Source organism: Arthrobacter sp. CAN_A214, from assembly GCF_015751955.1.
In the GTDB taxonomy this organism is placed as follows: domain Bacteria; phylum Actinomycetota; class Actinomycetes; order Actinomycetales; family Micrococcaceae; genus Arthrobacter_D.
Genome location: NZ_JADOUU010000014.1, coordinates 53,531 through 72,684, shown reverse-complemented (window position 1 = coordinate 72,684; position 19,154 = coordinate 53,531). Strand labels below are relative to the sequence as shown.

The window sequence follows — 19,154 nt, the reverse complement described above, 5'->3', positions numbered from 1 at the left end:
AACGCGGGCTGTTCTGGACGGACGGTGCCGTGAGCGGCTCAGCGCAGCTAATCGGAGTCTTTGGACCCCAGTGTGGTCTTCTGGACCTGCATCAGGAATTCCACGTTCGACTGCGTCTCACGGATCTTGTTGGTCAGCAGTTCGAGCGCCTGCTGGGTCTCAAGACCGGAGAGCACCCGGCGGAGCTTCCACATGATCTTGACCTCGTCGGGCGACAGCAGGTTCTCTTCGCGGCGGGTACCCGAAGCGTTGACGTCGACGGCGGGGAAGATGCGCTTGTCGGCGAGGTTCCGGGAAAGCCGGAGTTCCATGTTGCCGGTGCCCTTGAACTCCTCGAAGATCACCTCGTCCATCTTCGAACCGGTCTCCACCAGCGCAGTGGCGAGGATGGTCAGCGAACCGCCGTTCTCGATGTTGCGGGCGGCACCGAAGAAACGCTTCGGCGGGTAGAGCGCCGCCGAGTCCACTCCGCCCGAGAGGATACGGCCCGACGCCGGAGCGGCGAGGTTGTAGGCACGGCCGAGGCGGGTCATGGAGTCCAGCAGGACCACCACGTCCTGGCCCATCTCCACCAGGCGCTTGGCGCGCTCGATGGACAGCTCGGCCACCGTGGTGTGGTCATCGGCAGGTCGGTCGAAGGTCGAGGCGATGACCTCACCCTTCACGGTCCGCTGCATGTCGGTGACTTCCTCGGGACGTTCGTCGACAAGCACCATCATGAGGTGGACCTCAGGGTTGTTGATGGTGATGGCGTTGGCGATCGCCTGGAGGATCAGGGTCTTGCCGGCCTTCGGAGGCGACACGATCAGGCCACGCTGGCCCTTGCCGATCGGCGCCACGAGGTCGATGACGCGGGGCCCGATCTTCTTGGGATCCGTCTCGAGGCGCAGGCGGTCCGAGGGGTACAGCGGCACGAGCTTCGCGAACTCGACGCGGTCCTTGAGGTCCTCGGCCGGCTTGCCGTTCACCGTGGTGATCCGCACCAGGGCGTTGAACTTCTGGCGCGTGCTCGCCTGTGTCTCACCCTCACGGGGTGCGCGGATGGCACCGACGACGGCGTCACCCTTGCGCAGGTTGTGCTTCTTGACCTGGGCGAGCGTCACGTACACGTCATTCGGTCCGGGGAGGTAGCCGGAAGTCCGGACGAAGGCGTAGTTCTCGAGCACGTCGAGAATGCCGGCTACGGGAAGCAGGACGTCGTCGTCAGTGACCTCGACGTCGTCGACCTCGGGGTTCTGGTTGCGTCCGCGGCGGCGCTCGTTGCGGTCGTTACGATCGTTCCGGTCACGGAAGCGGCTGCTGCGGTCGTCCTCGCGGGGGGCGTTGCGCGTGGGACGGTTCCGGCGGTTGCGGCCGCGGCCCTCATCGTCATTGGTGTTCGCATTCGCGCCGCGGTCATTGCGCACGTCAGCGTTGCGGTCGTTGCCGGTGCGGGCGTCCGCGTTGCGGGCGTCAGCGTTGCGGTCGTTGCCGTTGCGGTCGTTGCCGTTGCGGTCGTTGCCGTTGCGGTCGTTGCCGGTGCGGTCGTTGCCGTTGCGGTCGTTGCCGGTGCGGTCGTTGCCGGTGCGGGCGTCCGCGTTGCGGTCGTCGTCGCGCTCCGCGCGTGAACGGTTGCGCCGCTCATTGCGGTCGGCGCGGGTCTCGCCCTGCTGGGCGTTTCCTGCCTCGCCCTGTTGAGCGTCGACCGGCGGATTCGACTCCGCCTGCTGGTCGGAGCGTTCCTCGCCGCGGCGTCCGCGCCGGTTCCGCTGGCCGCGTCCGGTGTTCTCGCGCTCGTTCGAGCGGTCCTCGGAATCGGCACGGGTATCACCGCGGGTGTCACTGCCGGAATCGGAGTCGGCGCTGCTGCCGATGTTCTGGCCGGACCCTGAATTCGAATCCTGTCCGGACGCTTCACCGGGCGTGCCCTCGCCCGTGGTGGCTGCGTCAGCCGAACCCGCGGGAGCCTGGGCTGTGACGACGCCGTCGCTGCCTGCACGGCGGTTCCGGTTACGGGTGCGGGGCTGGCGTTCTGCCTGCGCGGAAGCGTCGTTGTCCTGCCCGGCCGGCGAATCCTGGGATGCCCCGGCGTCCTTCGCAGGCGCTGTGTCCGACACCGCGGTCGTGGTTTCGGTGCGCACTGCGGGAGTCTTCTGGCGGTCGGCTACTGCCGAGCCGCGCTGGTGGTCGGAGATCGCCGACACAAGATCGCTCTTGCGCATCCGCGATCCGCCGGTGATACCCAGCTGTCCGGCAAGAGCCTGCAGCTGTGCAAGCTTGAGGCCCGCGAGACCACTGCTCTTGGATGCTGCGCCGCTCGATGCCGGTGCGCCGTTCGATTCGGCGGCTTGTTGGTCCACACCTGGTAACAGGTCAGTGGTTTCAGTCACGAAGGATCCTTCCCCCTCGTCGGGCGGCCACCCTCGGGTGTGCCGCGTTGGTTTGCCCCGATGCCGCAGAGGACAGGCGGGGTTCGGCCGAGCCGGAAATTTTCCGGGGTGGCCGGGTGTGCTGGAAGCCTAGGGATATCCGCACGGGGAAGGTTCGCGACCCTACCCATGCACCGATAAGTTCGGAGGCTGCACCGGAATTTGCGCTACTGCTGACAGGTTTGCAGTTCCACGGCGGTCGAAAGAGAATGACGGCCGGTCCAACAGGAGCACACGGCAGAAACGCAAAGACGGTTCCTACCCCGGGTGCACCCCCAGTTTAGCACCTTCGCTGTCCACATCCAGTCGGAGGACCTGCCAGGATTCCGGCGTGTCGGACGCATCGAGCAGCGATTGCACGGCAGTAACGGTCTCGGCCGCATGCTTCTCCCCCACCGCCAGTGTCATCACGGTGGGTCCGGCGCCCGAAATCACGGCGGCGAAGCCCTCCGCCCGTAGGGCCCGCACCAGTATCGCGCTGGCCACCATGGCCGGTGCCCGGTATTCCTGATGGAGGGAATCCTCCGTCGCGGGGAGCAACAGGTCCGGGCGGGCCGTCAGGGCATGGACCAGGAGCGCCGCCCGTCCTGCATTGGTTGCCGCACTCCGGTGCGATACCGACGGCGGCAGGAGCGCCCTTGCACTTTCCGTGGACAGCGATCCACCGGGGACTGCTGCAACGGGGATGACGTCAGGGTGCACCTCGAGGCGGGCACTCGAGTATGCCCTCCCGCTTTCCCAGGAGATCGCGAGGGAACCGGAAAGGGCTGCCGCGACGTTGTCCGGGTGCCCTTCGAGCGTGGCGCACCACTGCAGAAGGGCCTGATCATCCATCCGGTCGGCGTCGTCGAGCAGTGCGTTCGCCGCCACCGCACCCGAGACGATCGCGGCGGCCGAGGAACCCAGCCCGCGGCCGTGCGGCAGCACATTCACCGTTTCGATCTCCAGACCAGGGGACCGCCTGCCCACCCGGTGCAGGGTCGCGAGCAGCGACTTCGCCACGAGGTGGAGCTCGTTCCGCGGAAGCGCTTCGGCGCCCTCCCCCGCCGGGAAGACCGTCGTCGTACCCGAATCAACGGAACGCACCCGCACGGTGTCCCGCAGGGTCACCGCGAGGCCGAGCGTGTCGAAGCCCGGGCCCAGGTTGGCGCTCGTTCCGGGGACCGTCACCTCGAACGATTGACCGGCGGCGATCGAAGGACCCGCAGGGCTCGGCCGGACCGCGGACAGGTGCGGCACGCTCAGCCCTCCAGCCCGAGCGCTGCAGCCACGCTCACGACGTCGAACTCCACCTTGGTGGGTTCCACGTCCGAGCCGTTGGCGGTCCGCAGTGCCCACTGGGGGTCCTTCAGGCCATGGCCCGTCACGGTGATGACGATGGTCTTGCCGACGGGGACGAGCCCCTCGGCGTGCTTCTTGATGAGCCCCGCCACGCCGGCCGCGGAAGCCGGTTCGACGAAGACGCCCTCCCGGGAGGACAGCCATCGGTGGGCATCGAGGATCTCGTCGTCGGACACGGCCTCGATCAGCCCACCCGATTCATCGCGGGCGGCTACTGCGTAATCCCAGGACGCCGGGTTTCCGATGCGGATGGCCGTCGCGATGGTGTCCGGTTCGGTGATCGGGTGGCCCTTGACGAACGGCGCCGCTCCTTCAGCCTGGAACCCCCACATGATCGGGGTCTTCGTGGCCACCGCCGGCAGTTCCCCCGCATGCAGGGAGGCATAGGGGGCCGCGTACTCCTTGTAGCCCTTCCAGTACGCGCTGATGTTCCCCGCGTTGCCGACCGGGAGCAGGTGGTAGTCCGGGGCGTCACCCAAGGTGTCCACCACTTCGAACGCAGCCGTCTTCTGGCCCTCGAGGCGTGCCGGATTCACTGAATTCACGAGGAAGACGGGGTACGCCTCGGCGAGCTTGCGTGCGACGTCGAGGCAGTTGTCGAAGTTGCCGTTGACCTGCAGCAGCTCGGCACCGTGTGCGATGGCCTGGCTCAGTTTGCCGAGCGAGATCTTGCCATCGGGCACCAGGACCGCGCAGGTGAGACCGGCCTGTGTGGCGTACGCCGCCGCGGAGGCCGAAGTGTTGCCTGTCGAGGCACACACGACTGCCTTCGCCCCGGCCGCCACCGCGGCGGTCATGGCCATGGTCATCCCGCGGTCCTTGAAGGACCCGGTGGGATTCATCCCCTCCACCTTCAGGTACACGGCGGAGCCGGTGAGCTCCGAGAGGTGCTTCGCGTGCACGAGGGGCGTGCCCCCCTCTCCTAGGGTCACCACCTCGGTGGAGTCGCTGACGGGCAGGCGATCGGCGTATTCACGGATGACTCCGCGCCACTGGTGGGCCACTTAGACTCCCTCTACTCTCAGGACTGATGTCACGGCGTTGATGACGGAGAGCCCGGCGATCTGCTGGACGGTCGCCGCAAGCGAAGCCTCGACGGCGCGGTGCGTGACGATCCGCAGTTCCGCCGTGGGCTCACCGTCCTGCCCGGTCTGGTCGATCCGCTGCCGCATCGTCTCGATGGAGACGCCGTTCTCGGCAAAGATGTGCGCGATCTTCGCGAGCACACCGGGCTGGTCCGCCACCTCGAGGCCGATGCTGTAGCTCGTGCTCACGGTGTCGATGCCGCGCGCCGGAACGTGGCCGGTGGTCGTTTCGGTGCGGCCGGGGCCGCCGAGCACCATGCGGCGGGCAGCGCTGACGACGTCGCCCAGCACGGCCGACGCCGTGGGGGTTCCCCCCGCGCCCTGGCCATAGAACATCAGCTCGCCCGCGTTCTCCGCTTCGACGAACACGGCGTTGAAGGCACCGCGCACCGCTGCAAGGGGGTGGGTCCGCGGTAGCAGGGTCGGGTGGACGCGCACGCTGACCCCGGGCTCGCCGCCGTCGTCGTTCCAGAATTCCGCGATGGCGAGGAGTTTGATGACATAGCCGTCATCCTTCGCCGCAGCGATGTCCGCAGCGGTGACCGAGGTGATGCCCTCGCAGTGGACGTTCTCGAGCGCGAAACGCGTGTGGAAGGACAGTGAAGCCAGAATGGCGGCCTTCGCCGCAGCATCGTGGCCTTCGACGTCGGCGGTAGGATCCGCCTCGGCGTACCCCAGTGCCTGGGCATCCTTCAGTGCGTCCTCGAAGGAGGCTCCCGTCGAGTCCATCTGGTCCAGGATGTAGTTCGTGGTGCCGTTGACGATCCCCAGGACGCGCTGGATGCGGTCGCCGGACAGGCTGTCCCGGATGGGCCGGAGGATGGGAACCGCCCCGGCGACCGCCGCCTCGTAGGAAAGCTGCACACCCGCGGCGTCGGCCTTCTCGTAGAGCGCCGGGCCGTCCTGCGCCAGCAGGGCCTTGTTGCCGCTGACCACCGACGCGCCGTGCTCGATGGCGCGGAGGATCAGCGACCGGGCCGGTTCGATGCCGCCCATCAGTTCGATGACGATGTCGGCGCCCTCGACGAGCGTCTCCGCGTCGAGCGTGAAGAGGCCACGGGGAATCGTCGCCTTACGTTCCGCCTCAAGCGACCGCACGGCGATGCCGGTCAGCTCGAGCGGCGCGCCGGCCCGCAGGCCGAGGTTCTCGGCGTCATCGAGCAGGATCCGCGCCACCTGGGATCCGACGTTGCCGCATCCCAGAAGGGCCACGCGCAGCGGCTTGCCGGGGGGAAATCCAGTGCTGTTCATACGATCGGTACGGCTCCTGAGCTGGGGGTTGGAGAGGCCTGGGAACGGGGGATGTCCCGAGCCAGCAGGTCGTCCTCGGTCTCGCCGCGGACGATCAGCCGGGCTTTGCCGCCGGCCACCGCCACGACCGGGGGACGCGGGATGTAGTTGTAGTTGTTGGACAGGGACCAGCAGTAGGCGCCGGTACCGGGCACCGCGAGGAGATCGCCTGCCGTGGTGTCCTTCGGAAGGTAGACGTCCCGCACCACGATGTCGCCGCTTTCGCAGTGCTTGCCGACCACGCGTGACAGCACGGGCTCCGCGGTCGGAAGCCGCGAGGCCAGGACGGCCGAGTAGTCCGCGCCGTACAGCACCGGGCGCGCATTGTCGCTCATGCCGCCGTCCACCGATACGTAGCGGCGAGGGTGGGTGGCGTCGTGCTCCGGCCCGGTGCCGTCCACCCGCACCACCTTGGTGGTTCCTACGGTATAGAGGGTGAAGGTAGTCGGACCCACGATGGCCCGGCCCGGCTCGATGGAGATGCGGGGGACGCGCAGGTTCAGCTCCGTGCAGGTGGTTCCGACGACGCCGGCCATGGCCTGGGCGATGTCCCGCGGTGGACGCGGCGTGTCGGCCTCGGTGTAGGCGATGCCATACCCTCCCCCGAGGTCGAGCTCCGGAAGTTCGACGCCGTGTCGGTCCCGGACCTCGGCGAGGAAGCCCAGCAGCCTGCGTGCTGCGAGTTCGAAGCCCTCGGGCTCGAAGATCTGTGATCCGATGTGGCAGTGCACGCCCAGGAGGTTGATTCCCGGGTGCCGAAGCGCGGCCGACACGGCCTGCGCAGCGGGTGAGGCGCCGTCGTCGTCGGTGGTGTCGGGATCGGTCGCCAGCGACAATCCGAATTTCTGGTCCTCGTGCGCCGTGGCGATGAACTCGTGCGTCTCGGCGTGGACGCCCGGCGTGAGCCGCAACAGAACGTTGGCTGTGAGGCCGCGCTCCACTGCCAGGGCGCCGACCAGCGCGACTTCCTGGAGGCTGTCGATCACGATCCGGCCGAGGTCGGCGTCGAGGGCACGCGTGATCTCCGCTGCTGACTTGTTGTTTCCGTGCAGGCCCAGTCGATGACCGGGAATTCCGGCGCGCAGGGCCACAGCCAGCTCGCCGCCCGAACACGTATCAAGGCCGAGGCCTTCCTCCGACACCCAGTGGGCAACCTCGGAGCACAGGAAGGACTTGCCCGCGTAGAAGGTGTCCACTCCCCCGCACAACTCGCGGAACGCGTCGTTGAAGGCATCCCGGAAGGTTGCGGCGCGGGCGCGGAAATCCGTTTCGGAGACGACGTAGAGCGGGGTGCCGAACTCCCGCGCGAGGTCCTCCACGCGGACGCCGTCGATCTCGAGGACGCCGCCGGAGCCGCGGAGGACGTCCTCGGCCCAGAGCTTCCGCTCGAGGGCCGCGGGATCCGCAGGTACGGTCAGCCAGCCGGGGGCCAGCGGCGATGCGTCGACAGCCACGCCTACATCCTTTCCGGTGCCGAGACACCCAGCAGGGCGAGACCGTTGGCCAGGACCTGCTGCGTGGCGTTGTTGAGCCATAGTCGGCTCCGGTGCACTTCCTCCACCGGTGCGTTCCCCAGCGGGGCGATCCGGCAGGCGTCGTACCAGCGGTGGTAGGTGCCGGCGAGAACTTCGAGGTGGCGCGCCACGCGGTGCGGCTCCCGGAAGGTGGCGGCCGAGGCGACGATTCCGGGGAATTGTCCGAGCGCGGCGAGAAGCTCACCCTCCGTGGGGTGCTCCAGCGTGGCCGCGTCGAAGCCTCCGGTGTCGACGCCGGCCGAGACGGCGTTGCGCTCCACCGCGTGCGTCCGGGCATGGGCGTACTGCACGTAGAACACCGGGTTCTCGTTGCTCTTCTTGGTGAGCAGATCCAGGTCGATGTCGATGTTCGAATCCGCCGAGAAGCGAGCAAGGGTGTACCGGGCGGCGTCGACACCCACGGCGTCGACGAGGTCCTCGAGCGTCACCACTGTTCCGGCCCGCTTCGACATGCGGACCGGGGCGCCGTCCTTCATCAGGTTGACCATCTGGCCGATCAGGACCTCGACGGCGTCGGGGTCATCGCCCAGTGCCGCTGCGGCTGCCTTCAACCGGGCTACATAGCCGTGGTGATCGGCGCCCAGCATGATGATGTTGAGGTCGAAGCCGCGCCGGCGCTTGTTGACGAAGTAGCCGATGTCGCCGGCGATGTAGGCGGGCGAGCCGTTCGACTTGATGACCACGCGGTCGCGGTCGTCGCCGAAGTCCGTGGACTTCAGCCACCACGCCCCGTCCTCGAAGAACAGGTTCCCGGACATTTTCAGCTGCTCCAGCAGACCCTCGACGAAGTTGTCGGCGAAGAGCGAATGCTCGTGGAAATAGACGTCGAAGTCGACGCCGAAGTCGTGGAGGGACTTCTTGATGTCGGTGAACATGAGGTCGACGCCGACGGCGCGGAACGTCTCAAGGGCTTCCGCCTCGTTCAGGGACAGGGCGTTCGGCTCCTTCGCCAGGACCCGATCGGCGATGTCGACGATGTACTGTCCCCCGTAGCCGTCCTCCGGGGCAGGGCTTCCCGAGGCGCTGGCGAGGAGCGACCGCGCGAAGCGGTCGATCTGCGCCCCATGGTCGTTGAAGTAGTACTCCCGGGTGACCTCGGCGCCCTGCGACTGCAGGATCCGCGCCAGGGCATCACCGACGGCCGCCCAACGCGTACCGCCGATATGGATGGGGCCCGTCGGGTTCGCCGAGACGAACTCGAGGTTGATCTTCCGTCCCGCCAGGGCGTCGTTCGTTCCGTAGGCGGCTCCGGCTTCGACGACGGTGCGGGCGAGCTCACCGGCGGCACCGGCGTCGAGCGTGATGTTGAGGAAGCCCGGCCCGGCGATATCAACGCTCTTCACGCCCTCGATGGCGGCCAGGCGTGCACTCAGGATCTCCGCGAAGTCCCGCGGCTTCATGCCGGCCTTCTTGGACAGCTGCAGCGCGATGTTGGTGGCCCAGTCCCCGTGCTCCCGGTTCTTCGGCCGCTCCACCCGGACTTCGGAGGGAAGCTCGATGGAGAAGTCGCCGGCCTCGACTGCGTTCTTCAGGCATGCGGTGATAGCGGAGGAGAGTTGTTCAGGAGTCACCGCTCCAGCATAACGGCGCACAACAGGGAGGCCGTTTTGTGTGACGGCACGCCCCCGTGCAGAACGCTGTATGGAACGAAGTACTTCCGACCATGCTGGAATGGGCACACGCCCATTCCCGTTCCGGGGCCAGCGAGCGCTGAGCCTGCACCCGCTAGGAGACCCGCCGTGGACGCCAAGAATGCCAGGACAACTCCCGCCCGACAGGGCACCCCCGGCAGGGCCGTCCTGACCGCCCTTGCCGCGGTGTCCCTCCTCGGCACTGCCGGCTGCGCCGGTTCCTCCGATGCCGCCCAGGACGCTCCAGAGGCCGGTGAAGGCACCGCGACCACGGCGCCCGCCGCTGCTGAGGGACCGTCAGCGGCGGCCGGTGGCTCGACGGCCGCCGCGCCTGGTGATGCCGCCTCGGACCAGAAGTACGAGGACGGCACCTATACGCAGGTAGGTACGTATGTCTCCCCCGGTGGGCCCGAGGAGATAGGAATCACGCTCACCCTCGAGGGTGATGCCGTGACCGGCGCAGAGGCCGAGCCCATGCCCTCCAACCCGACCACCGAGATGTACCAGGGGCGCTTCGCCAGCGGTATCCAGGAGGAGATCGCCGGCAGGAAGCTCGACGACCTGGAGGTCGACAAGGTAGCGGGATCCTCCCTGTCCAGCGGCGGATTTTCCGAAGCCGTCGAGAAGATCAAGAGCGAAGCCGCACTCTAGGCACGGCACCCGCGATGACGAGCAGCTTTATCTTCGAGGCGATCGGCACCGCCTGGCGCGTGGACAGCGGAGCCGAGCTGGATCCCGCGACGCGGGGCGGCGTCCTCGACCTCACCGAGGACTACGACGCCGTGTACTCACGGTTCCGCGCGGATTCAGCGGTGTCGGCGCTCGCGAAGGCAGGCGGCTCGCTGACCCTTCCCGACTCCGGCGCGGCACTCGGCGCCCTGTACAGCACCCTCTACCGGATCACGGAAGGCTCGATGTCACCCCTCGTGGGTTCGGTGCTCGAGCACCAGGGCTACGACGCCGCCTACAGCCTCACGCCGCAGGGGCCGGCGAGCGCCGCGCCGCGATGGGAGGACGGTCTCGAGTGGAAAGGCAACATCCTGACCGCTCGTCGGCCGGTGCTCCTCGACGTCGGCGCCGCGGGCAAGGGCCAGCTCGTGGACCTGGTGGGGGCTTTCCTGGCCTCCGCCGGTCACGACGACGTCCTGGTCGACGCCAGCGGCGATGTGCTGCACCGCGGATTCCGCCCGCTGACCGTAGCCCTCGAACACCCCTATGATCCGACGTCGGCCATCGGCACCGTGGTGCTCGACAACCGCGCCCTGTGCGCGTCGGCCTCCAACCGGCGGGCCTGGGGCGATGGGCTCCATCATGTGATCGACGCAGCAACCGGCAGAAGCGTGGAGCGCGTGGTCGCCACCTGGGTGCTCGCCGCGGACACGATGACGGCGGATGCCCTTGCCACGGCACTCTTCCTGACGGAGCCGGACAACCTGATGTCCGAGTTCGAGTTCGATTACGTCCAGGTGTTCTCCGACGGGCGCGCCCGCTACTCCCCTTCCCTGAATGGAGCGCTCTTCTAGATGAAAACCCGATTCGATACCCTGCTGGGCCGGTTCACGATGTACCGGCTGACCCTGGCCCTCCTGGTGGCGCTGGCACTTGAGGCATTCCTCCTCTCCGCCGTCGGGCTGCTGGCTTTCACCCTTCCCGAACTCGCCGCGACCCTGGCCGTCACGCTCATCTCCACCGTGGTGGGCACCCGGCTGATGGCTCTCATCCTCCGGCTCCGGCCGCACACTGAATCGACGCTGATCACCGGCCTGATCCTGTTCTTCGTGATGTTCCCGTCGAACACCCTCACCGGGCTCGGCGGCATCGCCGTGGCAGGGCTCGCAGCGGCCGCCTCGAAGTTCCTCCTGGCCGTGCGTGGCCGCCACATCTTCAACCCCGCGGCGATCGGTGCTGTTATCGCGACGCTGCTGGGAGTCTCAGCAGCAGGGTGGTGGGTGGCCAACCCCTATCTGCTGCCGCCCGTCCTCCTCGGCGCCCTCGTGCTGCTGTACCGGAAGGGGAAACTGACTCTGGGACTGGCTTTCGTGGCGGTGAGCGCGGCCATCCTGATCGGAGGCCTCGTGGGCGACGGCCTCACCGCGGGAGCGGCCGCCCAGCTGATTTTCCTTTCCTATCCCATCCTGTTCCTCGTCGGGTTTCTGCTGACCGAACCCCTGACCCTCCCGCCGCTGCGGTGGCAGCAGCTCGCGGTCGCCGTCGTCGTCGCCGTCGTCCTCGCCTCACAGCCGAGCATCGGCCCCATCCTCCTCGGACCGGAGGTCGCCCTGGTGATCGGCAACGCGGTGGCCTTCCTGATGGGTCAGCGACGGGGTGTTCGCCTGCGCTACACCGGCCAACGACAGCTGACACCAACCAGCACCGAGCTGGTGTTCGAACCGGCCCGTCCCGTGCGGTTCGACGCCGGGCAGTACATGGAACTCACCCTCCCCCATGCACGGGCCGACGCACGCGGGGCCCGCCGGACGTTCAGCATCACCTCGGCACCCCAGGACACCTCGCGGATCAGCTTCGGCCTGCGCACCGCTGAGCCGGGCAGCTCCTTCAAGAAAGCCCTCCTCGGCCTCCGGGAGGGTGCGAGCATCACCGGCACCCTGGTGGGCGGGGATTTCCGGCTGCCCGGCGATCCCTCCGTTCCGCTGCTCCTCGCGGCGGGCGGAATCGGCGTGACGCCCTTCCTCAGCCAGCTGCGGGACGTCACGGAGCGCGGGGAGGAGCGCGACATCGTCCTGCTCTATGTCGTGGCGGCGCCGAGCGAGATCGCCTACCTGGCCGAATTGAAGGACCTCGGCACCCGCGTGATCCTGTTCGCGTCGGCAGATCCGGCCGACGACGGCGTGGTGCTGCCCGCCTCCTGGCGTTATGCCGGATCCGGCTACCCGGACGCCGACGCGCTGCTCAGGGAAATCCCGGATCTCCGCGACCGCAGGGCCTACGTCTCCGGGTCCCCGAGGATCATCGCCCACCTCAGGGCAGCGTTGAAGCAGGCCGGGACCAAACGGGTGGCTACCGACGCGTTCCTCGGGTACTGACCCGTCGGCGTTTTCGCCGGACATCGTCCACCTGCTAAGCTCGATAAGTCCTCTTGAGGGCGCGCTTGCCGCGTTCCTTGCCTTCGTAGCTCAGGGGATAGAGCGTCCGCCTCCGGAGCGGAAGGTCGTAGGTTCGAATCCTATCGAGGGCACCAGAGCAGCAGGGAAGTTCCTGTAGCGGGAAGGAGCCGCCGTCGTCCTGAAAAGGGTGGCGGCGGTTTCTTGTTCTCCGCTAGAGCGGCCGGCCGGTGAACCGTCCCCATGCCACGAAAACAGCGAGGACCAACGCCACAACGTTGATCGCGCACAGGCTGGCTTCCCCCGTCCGCGGGACGTCTGTAAAGCACCCCGCGCAGCCGGGCACCAGCCGGCGCTTGTAAGCTGTCCCGATGGCCGATACAACTCCCCGTCAGCAGCACATCATCGACACCCTCGTGGAGGCTCACGACGATCTGATGCAGGCTGACCCGCGCGCATTCCGGGCGCGGTTCCGGAAAATGGCCGCTGATCCCTACGCGTTCTATCGCGGCAGCGCCTCCATCTTCTACTCCGACATGAAGGAGCTCCAGGATCCCTGGGCGGACGAGCAGACCGGTCGGGTGTGGATCCACGGGGACCTGCATGCCGAGAATTTCGGCACCTACATGAACAACGAAGGCAAGCTGACCTTCGACGTCAACGACTTCGATGAAGCCTACGTCGGGCATTTCTCGTGGGACCTGCGGCGCTTCGCGGCTTCCCTGACGCTGCTGTGCTGGCAGAAGGCGCTTCCCGCAGAATCCACCCGCCGGCTCGCGCGGACGTATCTGGAGGCCTACCTTGCAAGGGTTGCCGATTACGTTTCCGATGAGAAGTCCGACTTCTCCTTCGGCCTGCACAATGCCGAGGGGACGATCTACCAGATACTGCAGGTGGCACGAGCTGCGAAACGGACCCAGCTCCTCGATTCACTGACCCTGGTCGAGGACTACGAGCGCCAGTTCCGCGACGACGGGTCCATCCGGCAGTTGGACGCCGCCGAGCGGCGCACGGTGGAAAGCGCGTTCGAGGACTACCTCGAAACGATCCCCGGCCAGGAGCGCGCGCGGCGGAGGGTGTTCTTCAGGGTCAAGGGGATCGTGGGCAAGAAGGGCTTCGGCATCGGCAGCGCCGGACTACCCACCTACAACATCCTTATCGAGGGCTTCGACGAGGCCCAGGAGAACGACATCATCCTGACAATGAAACAGTCGAATATCGCCGCACCCAGCCGGATCGTCATGGATCAGCGGATCCGGGACTACTTCCTGGACGACGGCCATCGGGCCGTCATCAGCCAGCGTTCACTTCAAACCCACACCGACCCTTTCCTGGGCTACACCACGCTCGACGGTACGTCCTTCGTCGTCTCCGAACTGTCCCCCTACAAGCGCGATCTCGACTGGGAGGACCTCACGGAGCCCGGCGACATGGAACCGGTCCTCAAGAGCCTCGGCCAGGCGACCGCCAAAATCCATTGCTCCACGGACCAGGACAGCGACCACGATCTCGTCGCCTTCCGCACGGAAATCGCCATCACCAAAGCCCTGGACGGCAGGGAGGAGGAGTTCATCGATGACATCATCTCCTTCGCGGAGGAGTATGCCGCCGCGGTCCGCAACGACCACGCGCTCTTCGTGGACGGCTTCCGGGAAGGGAAGATCACCGCGGTACCGGCCACCATCCCCAGCCCATGAGGACACGAACTGTCCTCGATACCGGGTAGCTTGGGACAATGCTCGAGACCTCGGCGCGGCTCCTGCACCTGCTGTCCCTCCTCCAGATGAGGCGGGAATGGACGGGCCCTGCACTCGCTGTACGCATGGAGGTCACGGAGCGCACGGTGCGCCGGGATATCGGAAAACTGCGCACCCTCGGCTACCCCATCCAGGCATCCCCCGGCGTTGCGGGCGGCTATCAGCTGGGCGCGGGCGCCCAGCTTCCGCCGCTGCTCCTTGATGACGACGAAGCCCTCGCCGTGGCCATCGGCCTCACCGCGGTCACCGCCAGCCCCGTCGCTGGCGTCGGCGAAGCCTCGGTGCGGGCCCTGACGAAACTCGAACAGGTACTGCCCTCGCGCCTCCGTCCGAAGTTCGCAGGCCTCCGGTCGGCGGTGACACGCATGGCAGCAGCAAGCACGCCCGTCAATCCCGAGATCCTGACGGCGCTGTCGGCAGCCATCACCGAACGGCGCTGTGTGGCCTTCCGGTACGAGAGGAACGACGGCGAATCGTCGCGTCGCGTCGTCGAGCCCTACCGGCTCGTCGATACCGGCAGGCGCTGGTACCTCGTGGCGTGGGACGCCACTCGACAGGACTGGCGCACCTTCCGCGTGGACCGGTGCAGGAGCGTTCCTGTGCAGCGTGAACGGTTCCTTCCGCGTCCGCTGCCTGCCGCCGACCTCGCGAAGTACGTCCAGCAGTCCATCACGCGCTCGCCCTATCTGTACGACGCCGTCATCCGGTTCCAGGCACCCCTCGCGGACGTCCAGCAGCGAATCCCACCGGACATCGCTGAACTGGAGGCGGACGGCGAGCAGCACACCATCCTTCGTGCCGGATTCGACTCGCTCGATTACCCGTTGGCCCATCTTGCCGCCCTCGATTTCGACTTCGAGATCCTCGAGCCTCCGATCATGCGGGAGCAGGCCCGGCAGCTGGCGTCGAGGCTCCAGCGCGCGGCAGGCCTACCTCTCGGTCCGGGTGACGGGGAACCACCGGCCACACCCTAGAATTGGGGTAACTATGGCACTGACTATTTCCTACCCCGCCGAACTTCCGGTCTCGGAACGCCGCGCGGACATCCTGGCGGCGATCGCCGCGAACCAGGTCACCATCATCGCCGGTGAGACCGGCTCGGGAAAGACCACCCAGATCCCGAAGATGTGCCTCGAACTCGGCCTTGCCGAACGCGGCCTCATCGGCCATACCCAGCCGAGGCGCCTTGCTGCTCGCACTGTTGCCGAGCGCATCGCCGAAGAGCTCGACGTGAAACTGGGCGCGGAAGTGGGCTACCAGGTGCGGTTCACCGGAGAGGTGAGCCGCAGCACCAAGATCAAGCTGATGACCGACGGCATCCTCCTCGCCGAGATCCAGCACGACCGCATGCTGCGCAAGTACAGCACCATCATCATCGACGAGGCCCACGAGCGCAGCCTGAACATAGACTTCATCCTCGGTTACCTCAAGCGTGTCCTGCCGCAGCGTCCGGACCTGAAGGTGATCATCACCTCGGCCACCATCGATCCGGAACGCTTCGCGCAGCACTTCGCCGCCGACGCCGCCCTGGCGGAGACCACGCCCGCGCCGATCATCGAGGTCTCGGGCCGCACCTATCCCGTGGAGATCCGTTACCGGCCGCTCGACCAGCCCGCCGGCGGTGCTTCCGACGACGGCGACGGACCGGACAGTGAACTCGAGGAGGAACGCGATCCGCTCGACGCCGTGTGTGACGCCGTCGACGAACTCGCGTTCGAAGCGCCGGGGGACATCCTGGTGTTCTTCTCCGGCGAACGGGAAATCCGCGATGCCGCCGACGCCCTGAGGGCACGCGTCCAGACGAATCCCCGGCTCCGCGGCACCGAGATCCTCCCCCTCTTCGCCCGGCTGTCCCTCCAGGAACAGCACCGGGTCTTCAGCACGGGCAGCGCGGGCCGCCGGATCGTCCTGGCCACGAACGTCGCTGAAACCTCCCTGACGGTTCCCGGGATCAAGTACGTGATCGACACCGGCACGGCCCGCATCTCGCGCTATTCGCACCGCACCAAGGTGCAGCGCCTCCCGATCGAGCGGGTGTCCCAGGCCTCCGCCAACCAGCGGTCCGGCAGGTGCGGGCGGGTCTCCGACGGCATCGCCATCCGCCTGTACTCGGAGGAGGACTACGGCTCGCGGAGGCCCTTCACCGATCCGGAGATCCTGCGCACCAGCCTCGCCGCCGTCATCCTGCAGATGACGGCGATGGGCGTGACGCGGGGTCCGCGGGACATCGCCGAATTTCCCTTCGTCGAGCCGCCGAACTCGAAAGCGATCAACGACGGCGTGACCCTCCTCAAGGAGCTGGGCGCCCTGAAGGACGACGGCGGTCTCTCCGGCGTGGGACGAAAGCTCGCCCAGCTCCCGGTGGACCCCCGGCTGGGGCGCATGATCGTGGAGGCCGGAAAGCGCGGCTGTGTCCGTGAGGTGATGGTGCTCGCCGCGGCCCTGACCATCCAGGACCCTCGTGAACGTCCACAGGCCGACCAGGCTGCGAAGCTGCAGACGGCGACCGAGAAGCACAAGCGCTTCCTCGACGAGAATTCGGACTTCACGGCCTACCTCAACCTGTGGCGCTACCTTCAGAAGCAGCAGAAGGAACTGTCGTCGACGCAGTTCCGCAAACTGTGCCGCAACGAATACATCAACTACCTCCGCGTCCGTGAGTGGCAGGATCTTTTCGCCCAGCTCCGGCAGCTCGCAAAGCCCCTCGGCATTACGCTCTCCGCCGGGGAAGTGGACCCCGTGGGGCTGAGCGACGCGGTCCATATCAGCCTTCTCTCCGGACTGCTGAGCCATATCGGCCTGTATGACCAGCGCAAGCGTGAATACGCAGGAGCCCGCGGTACCAGGTTCGCCGTGTTCCCCGGTTCAGCCCTGTTCAAGAAATCCCCCGACTGGGTCATGGCCGCCGAACTCGTCGAGACCTCACGGCTCTGGGCGAGGGTGGCTGCGCGGTTCGACCCGCTCTGGGCGGAGGAGGTAGCCCCGAACCTCGTCAAGCGCAGCTTCAGCGAACCCCACTGGTCCCGGAAGTCCGGCTCGGTGATGGCATATGAGAAGGTCACGCTTTACGGCGTCCCGATCGTGCCGCAGCGCCGGATCAACTATGGGCGCGTCGACCCGGAGGTTGCCCGCGAATTGTTCATCCGCCATGCACTCGTCGAGGGCGACTGGAAGACGCACCACAAGTTCTTCGCCCGCAACACCGCACGCCTTGCCGAGATCGAGGAACTCGAGAACCGGCTGCGCCGCAGGGACCTCCGGGTGGATGACGAGACGCTGTTCGAATTCTACGACGCGCGGCTCGGCCCCGAGGTGGTCTCGGAGCGGCACTTCGACGCGTGGTGGAAGCAGGCACGGCAGGACAACCCGGACCTGCTCGATTTCAAGCCCGAGGAGCTGTTGAGCGACGACGCCGACAGCCTCGACGAGGCGGCATTTCCCACCAGTTGGCACCAGTCCGGTTTCGAGCTGCCCCTGCACTATGAGTTCTCCCCGCTGACGACGGGAGCCGCCGACGGCGTGACGGTGACCATTCCGGTCCTCTTCCTCAACCAGCTCGAGGCGAAGCCTTTCCGTTGGCAGATCCCCGGGCTGCGCGTGGAGCTCGTGAGTGCACTCATCAAATCGCTGCCCAAGCAGGTCCGCAAGAATTTCATCCCCGCGCCGGATGTCGCGCGTTCGGCGGTCGAGGCCCTGACCACCGATTTCGACCCTGCTACTGATGACCTCGAACAATCGCTCGAGCTGGCGCTGCGCCGCCTCAAGGGGCACATCATTCCGCCGGGATCATGGAACTGGTCGGTGTTGCCCCCGCACCTGCTGATGACGTTCCGGATTGTCGACGCGAAGGGCCGAATCCTCGATGAGGGGCCCGACCTCGACGTCCTCAAGGAATCGCTCGCACCGGCGGTCAGCCGTGCCATCGCCGAGTCCCTCGGAGCCACACCGGGCACCGCCGGGCCCGGCCGGAACGGCGCCCGGCTGCAGGCGGCAGGTCCCGGAGAGCGGAACCACGTAGCCTCCCGCGCTCCGGGCTTCCCTGCGGGAACCAACGGGTCCGGCCCCACCGACGGTGTCCGGGGCGTGCAGCCGGCCATCGCAGAGGTAACGGGACAGGTGTCCTGGACCTTCGGCACACTCCCTCGCGACGTGTCCCGCACCGTGGCCGGGCATCTGGTCACCGGTTACCCTGCCCTCGTGGATGAAGGCTCCTCAGTAGGGCTGCGGGTCTTTCCCTCCGCGGGGGAGCAGGCGGAGGCCATGCGGGCCGGCGTCATCCGGTTGCTCTCCCTCCGCGTCCCGAGTCCCGCCAAGTACGTCCTTGAACACCTCAGCAACACCGAGAAACTCACCTTCAGCCAGAACCCGCACGGCAGCGTTGCGGAACTGATCCGGGACTGTTCACTGGCCGCCATCGACAAGCTGGTCCCGGAACAGCTGCCGTGGACCGAACAGGACTTTTCCAGCCTGTACGAGCAGGTGAGGGCCGAACTGATCGACACGGTCTTCACCGTCACGGCGACCGTGGAAACCATTCTGTCGAGCAACCGCCGCATCCAGAAGCAGCTCAAAGGCACCACGAGTCTTGCTCTGATTACTGCGCTGGGCGACGTCCGCAGCCAGCTCGAGCAACTCGTGTACCCGGGGTTCGTCGCGAAGACCGGCTATGCCCAGCTGGCCCACCTCCCCCGCTACCTGCGCGGGATCGAGGTCCGGCTCGACAAGCTGACCTCCAATGTCCAGCGCGACGGCCTGAACACCACACTGGTCCAGCGCCTTGAGGATGAGTACGACGACGCCGCATCGGCACTTGCCGCTTCAACCCGCCGGACGCCCCCGGGGCTGCTGAAGGTGCGCTGGATGCTCGAGGAACTACGGATCAGCCTGTTCGCGCAGGAGCTGGGCACTGCCTACTCGGTTTCGGAGAAGCGCATCCGCACCGCCGTGAACGACGCCCTGAGCGCGAAGGCGGCCTAGCCGTACGATTCGGGTTCGCGGGGATTCCCGCACTCCGACCCGCACCGGATCCCGGCATGTCCCTTCGA

12 protein-coding genes and 1 tRNA gene are annotated in these 19,154 nt (G+C 67.2%); 7 read left to right on the top strand and 6 right to left on the bottom strand.

Going from position 1 to position 19,154, the window contains the following annotated elements; all coding sequences use genetic code 11:
* Positions 1-47 precede the first annotated feature (47 nt).
* From rho to argS, 6 genes are all read right to left on the bottom strand, one after another.
* The gene (gene rho, locus IWX65_RS12495) at positions 48-2,369 is read right to left on the bottom strand and encodes a transcription termination factor Rho (RefSeq protein WP_196883282.1); all 2,322 of its coding nucleotides are present in this window, start codon (positions 2,367-2,369) and stop codon (positions 48-50) included.
* 297 nt (positions 2,370-2,666) lie between these two features.
* Positions 2,667-3,638, bottom strand: coding sequence for a homoserine kinase (thrB, locus tag IWX65_RS12490; protein ID WP_196883334.1), 972 nt, complete (start codon positions 3,636-3,638; stop codon positions 2,667-2,669).
* Positions 3,639-3,649: 11 nt separating this feature from the next.
* Complete coding sequence (thrC, locus tag IWX65_RS12485) at positions 3,650-4,753, bottom strand: threonine synthase (protein ID WP_196883280.1); 1,104 nt, start codon at positions 4,751-4,753, stop codon at positions 3,650-3,652.
* A complete protein-coding gene (locus tag IWX65_RS12480; RefSeq protein WP_196883279.1) occupies positions 4,754-6,085 on the bottom strand; it encodes a homoserine dehydrogenase in 1,332 nt (443 codons plus the stop codon). It abuts the gene before it with no gap.
* A complete protein-coding gene (gene lysA, locus IWX65_RS12475; RefSeq protein ID WP_442859194.1) occupies positions 6,082-7,578 on the bottom strand; it encodes a diaminopimelate decarboxylase in 1,497 nt (498 codons plus the stop codon). Before lysA ends, IWX65_RS12480 begins: the two co-directional genes overlap by 4 nt.
* A gap of 2 nt (positions 7,579-7,580) precedes the next feature.
* Positions 7,581-9,230 carry an arginine--tRNA ligase gene (argS, locus tag IWX65_RS12470; RefSeq protein ID WP_196883275.1) on the bottom strand — a complete coding sequence of 550 codons (1,650 nt, stop codon included), beginning with the start codon at positions 9,228-9,230 and terminating at the stop codon, positions 7,581-7,583.
* A gap of 168 nt (positions 9,231-9,398) precedes the next feature.
* Here argS and IWX65_RS12465 point away from each other — a divergent pair, with 168 nt between their 5' ends.
* The 7 genes from IWX65_RS12465 to hrpA all read left to right on the top strand — a co-directional run bounded on the left by IWX65_RS12465 (position 9,399) and on the right by hrpA (position 19,086).
* Positions 9,399-9,941, top strand: a complete 543-nt coding sequence (locus IWX65_RS12465; RefSeq protein ID WP_334683840.1) for a hypothetical protein — start codon at positions 9,399-9,401, stop codon at positions 9,939-9,941.
* Between the two features lie 14 nt (positions 9,942-9,955).
* Entirely contained in the window at positions 9,956-10,813 is an 858-nt protein-coding gene (locus IWX65_RS12460) for an FAD:protein FMN transferase (RefSeq protein WP_196883273.1), read from the top strand.
* On the top strand, positions 10,814-12,334 hold the full coding sequence (locus IWX65_RS12455; RefSeq protein WP_196883270.1) for an FAD-dependent oxidoreductase: 1,521 nt from the start codon (positions 10,814-10,816) through the stop codon (positions 12,332-12,334).
* A gap of 79 nt (positions 12,335-12,413) precedes the next feature.
* Positions 12,414-12,489 (top strand) — tRNA-Arg (locus tag IWX65_RS12450).
* A gap of 234 nt (positions 12,490-12,723) precedes the next feature.
* The gene (locus IWX65_RS12445) at positions 12,724-14,049 is read left to right on the top strand and encodes a DUF2252 domain-containing protein (RefSeq protein ID WP_196883268.1); all 1,326 of its coding nucleotides are present in this window, start codon (positions 12,724-12,726) and stop codon (positions 14,047-14,049) included.
* 38 nt (positions 14,050-14,087) lie between these two features.
* A complete protein-coding gene (locus IWX65_RS12440; RefSeq protein ID WP_196883266.1) occupies positions 14,088-15,083 on the top strand; it encodes a helix-turn-helix transcriptional regulator in 996 nt (331 codons plus the stop codon).
* A gap of 13 nt (positions 15,084-15,096) precedes the next feature.
* Positions 15,097-19,086, top strand: a complete 3,990-nt coding sequence (hrpA, locus tag IWX65_RS12435) for an ATP-dependent RNA helicase HrpA (protein WP_196883263.1) — start codon at positions 15,097-15,099, stop codon at positions 19,084-19,086.
* Positions 19,087-19,154: the final 68 nt, after the last annotated feature.

Coding starts and splice junctions, on each gene's coding strand:
- IWX65_RS12480 (WP_196883279.1), bottom strand. CDS start 6,085: ATGAACAGCACTGGATTTCCCCCCGGCAAGCCGCTGCGCGTGGCCCTT.
- IWX65_RS12460 (WP_196883273.1), top strand. CDS start 9,956: ATGACGAGCAGCTTTATCTTCGAGGCGATCGGCACCGCCTGGCGCGTG.
- IWX65_RS12455 (WP_196883270.1), top strand. CDS start 10,814: ATGAAAACCCGATTCGATACCCTGCTGGGCCGGTTCACGATGTACCGG.
- IWX65_RS12445 (WP_196883268.1), top strand. CDS start 12,724: ATGGCCGATACAACTCCCCGTCAGCAGCACATCATCGACACCCTCGTG.
- IWX65_RS12440 (WP_196883266.1), top strand. CDS start 14,088: ATGCTCGAGACCTCGGCGCGGCTCCTGCACCTGCTGTCCCTCCTCCAG.
- hrpA (WP_196883263.1), top strand. CDS start 15,097: ATGGCACTGACTATTTCCTACCCCGCCGAACTTCCGGTCTCGGAACGC.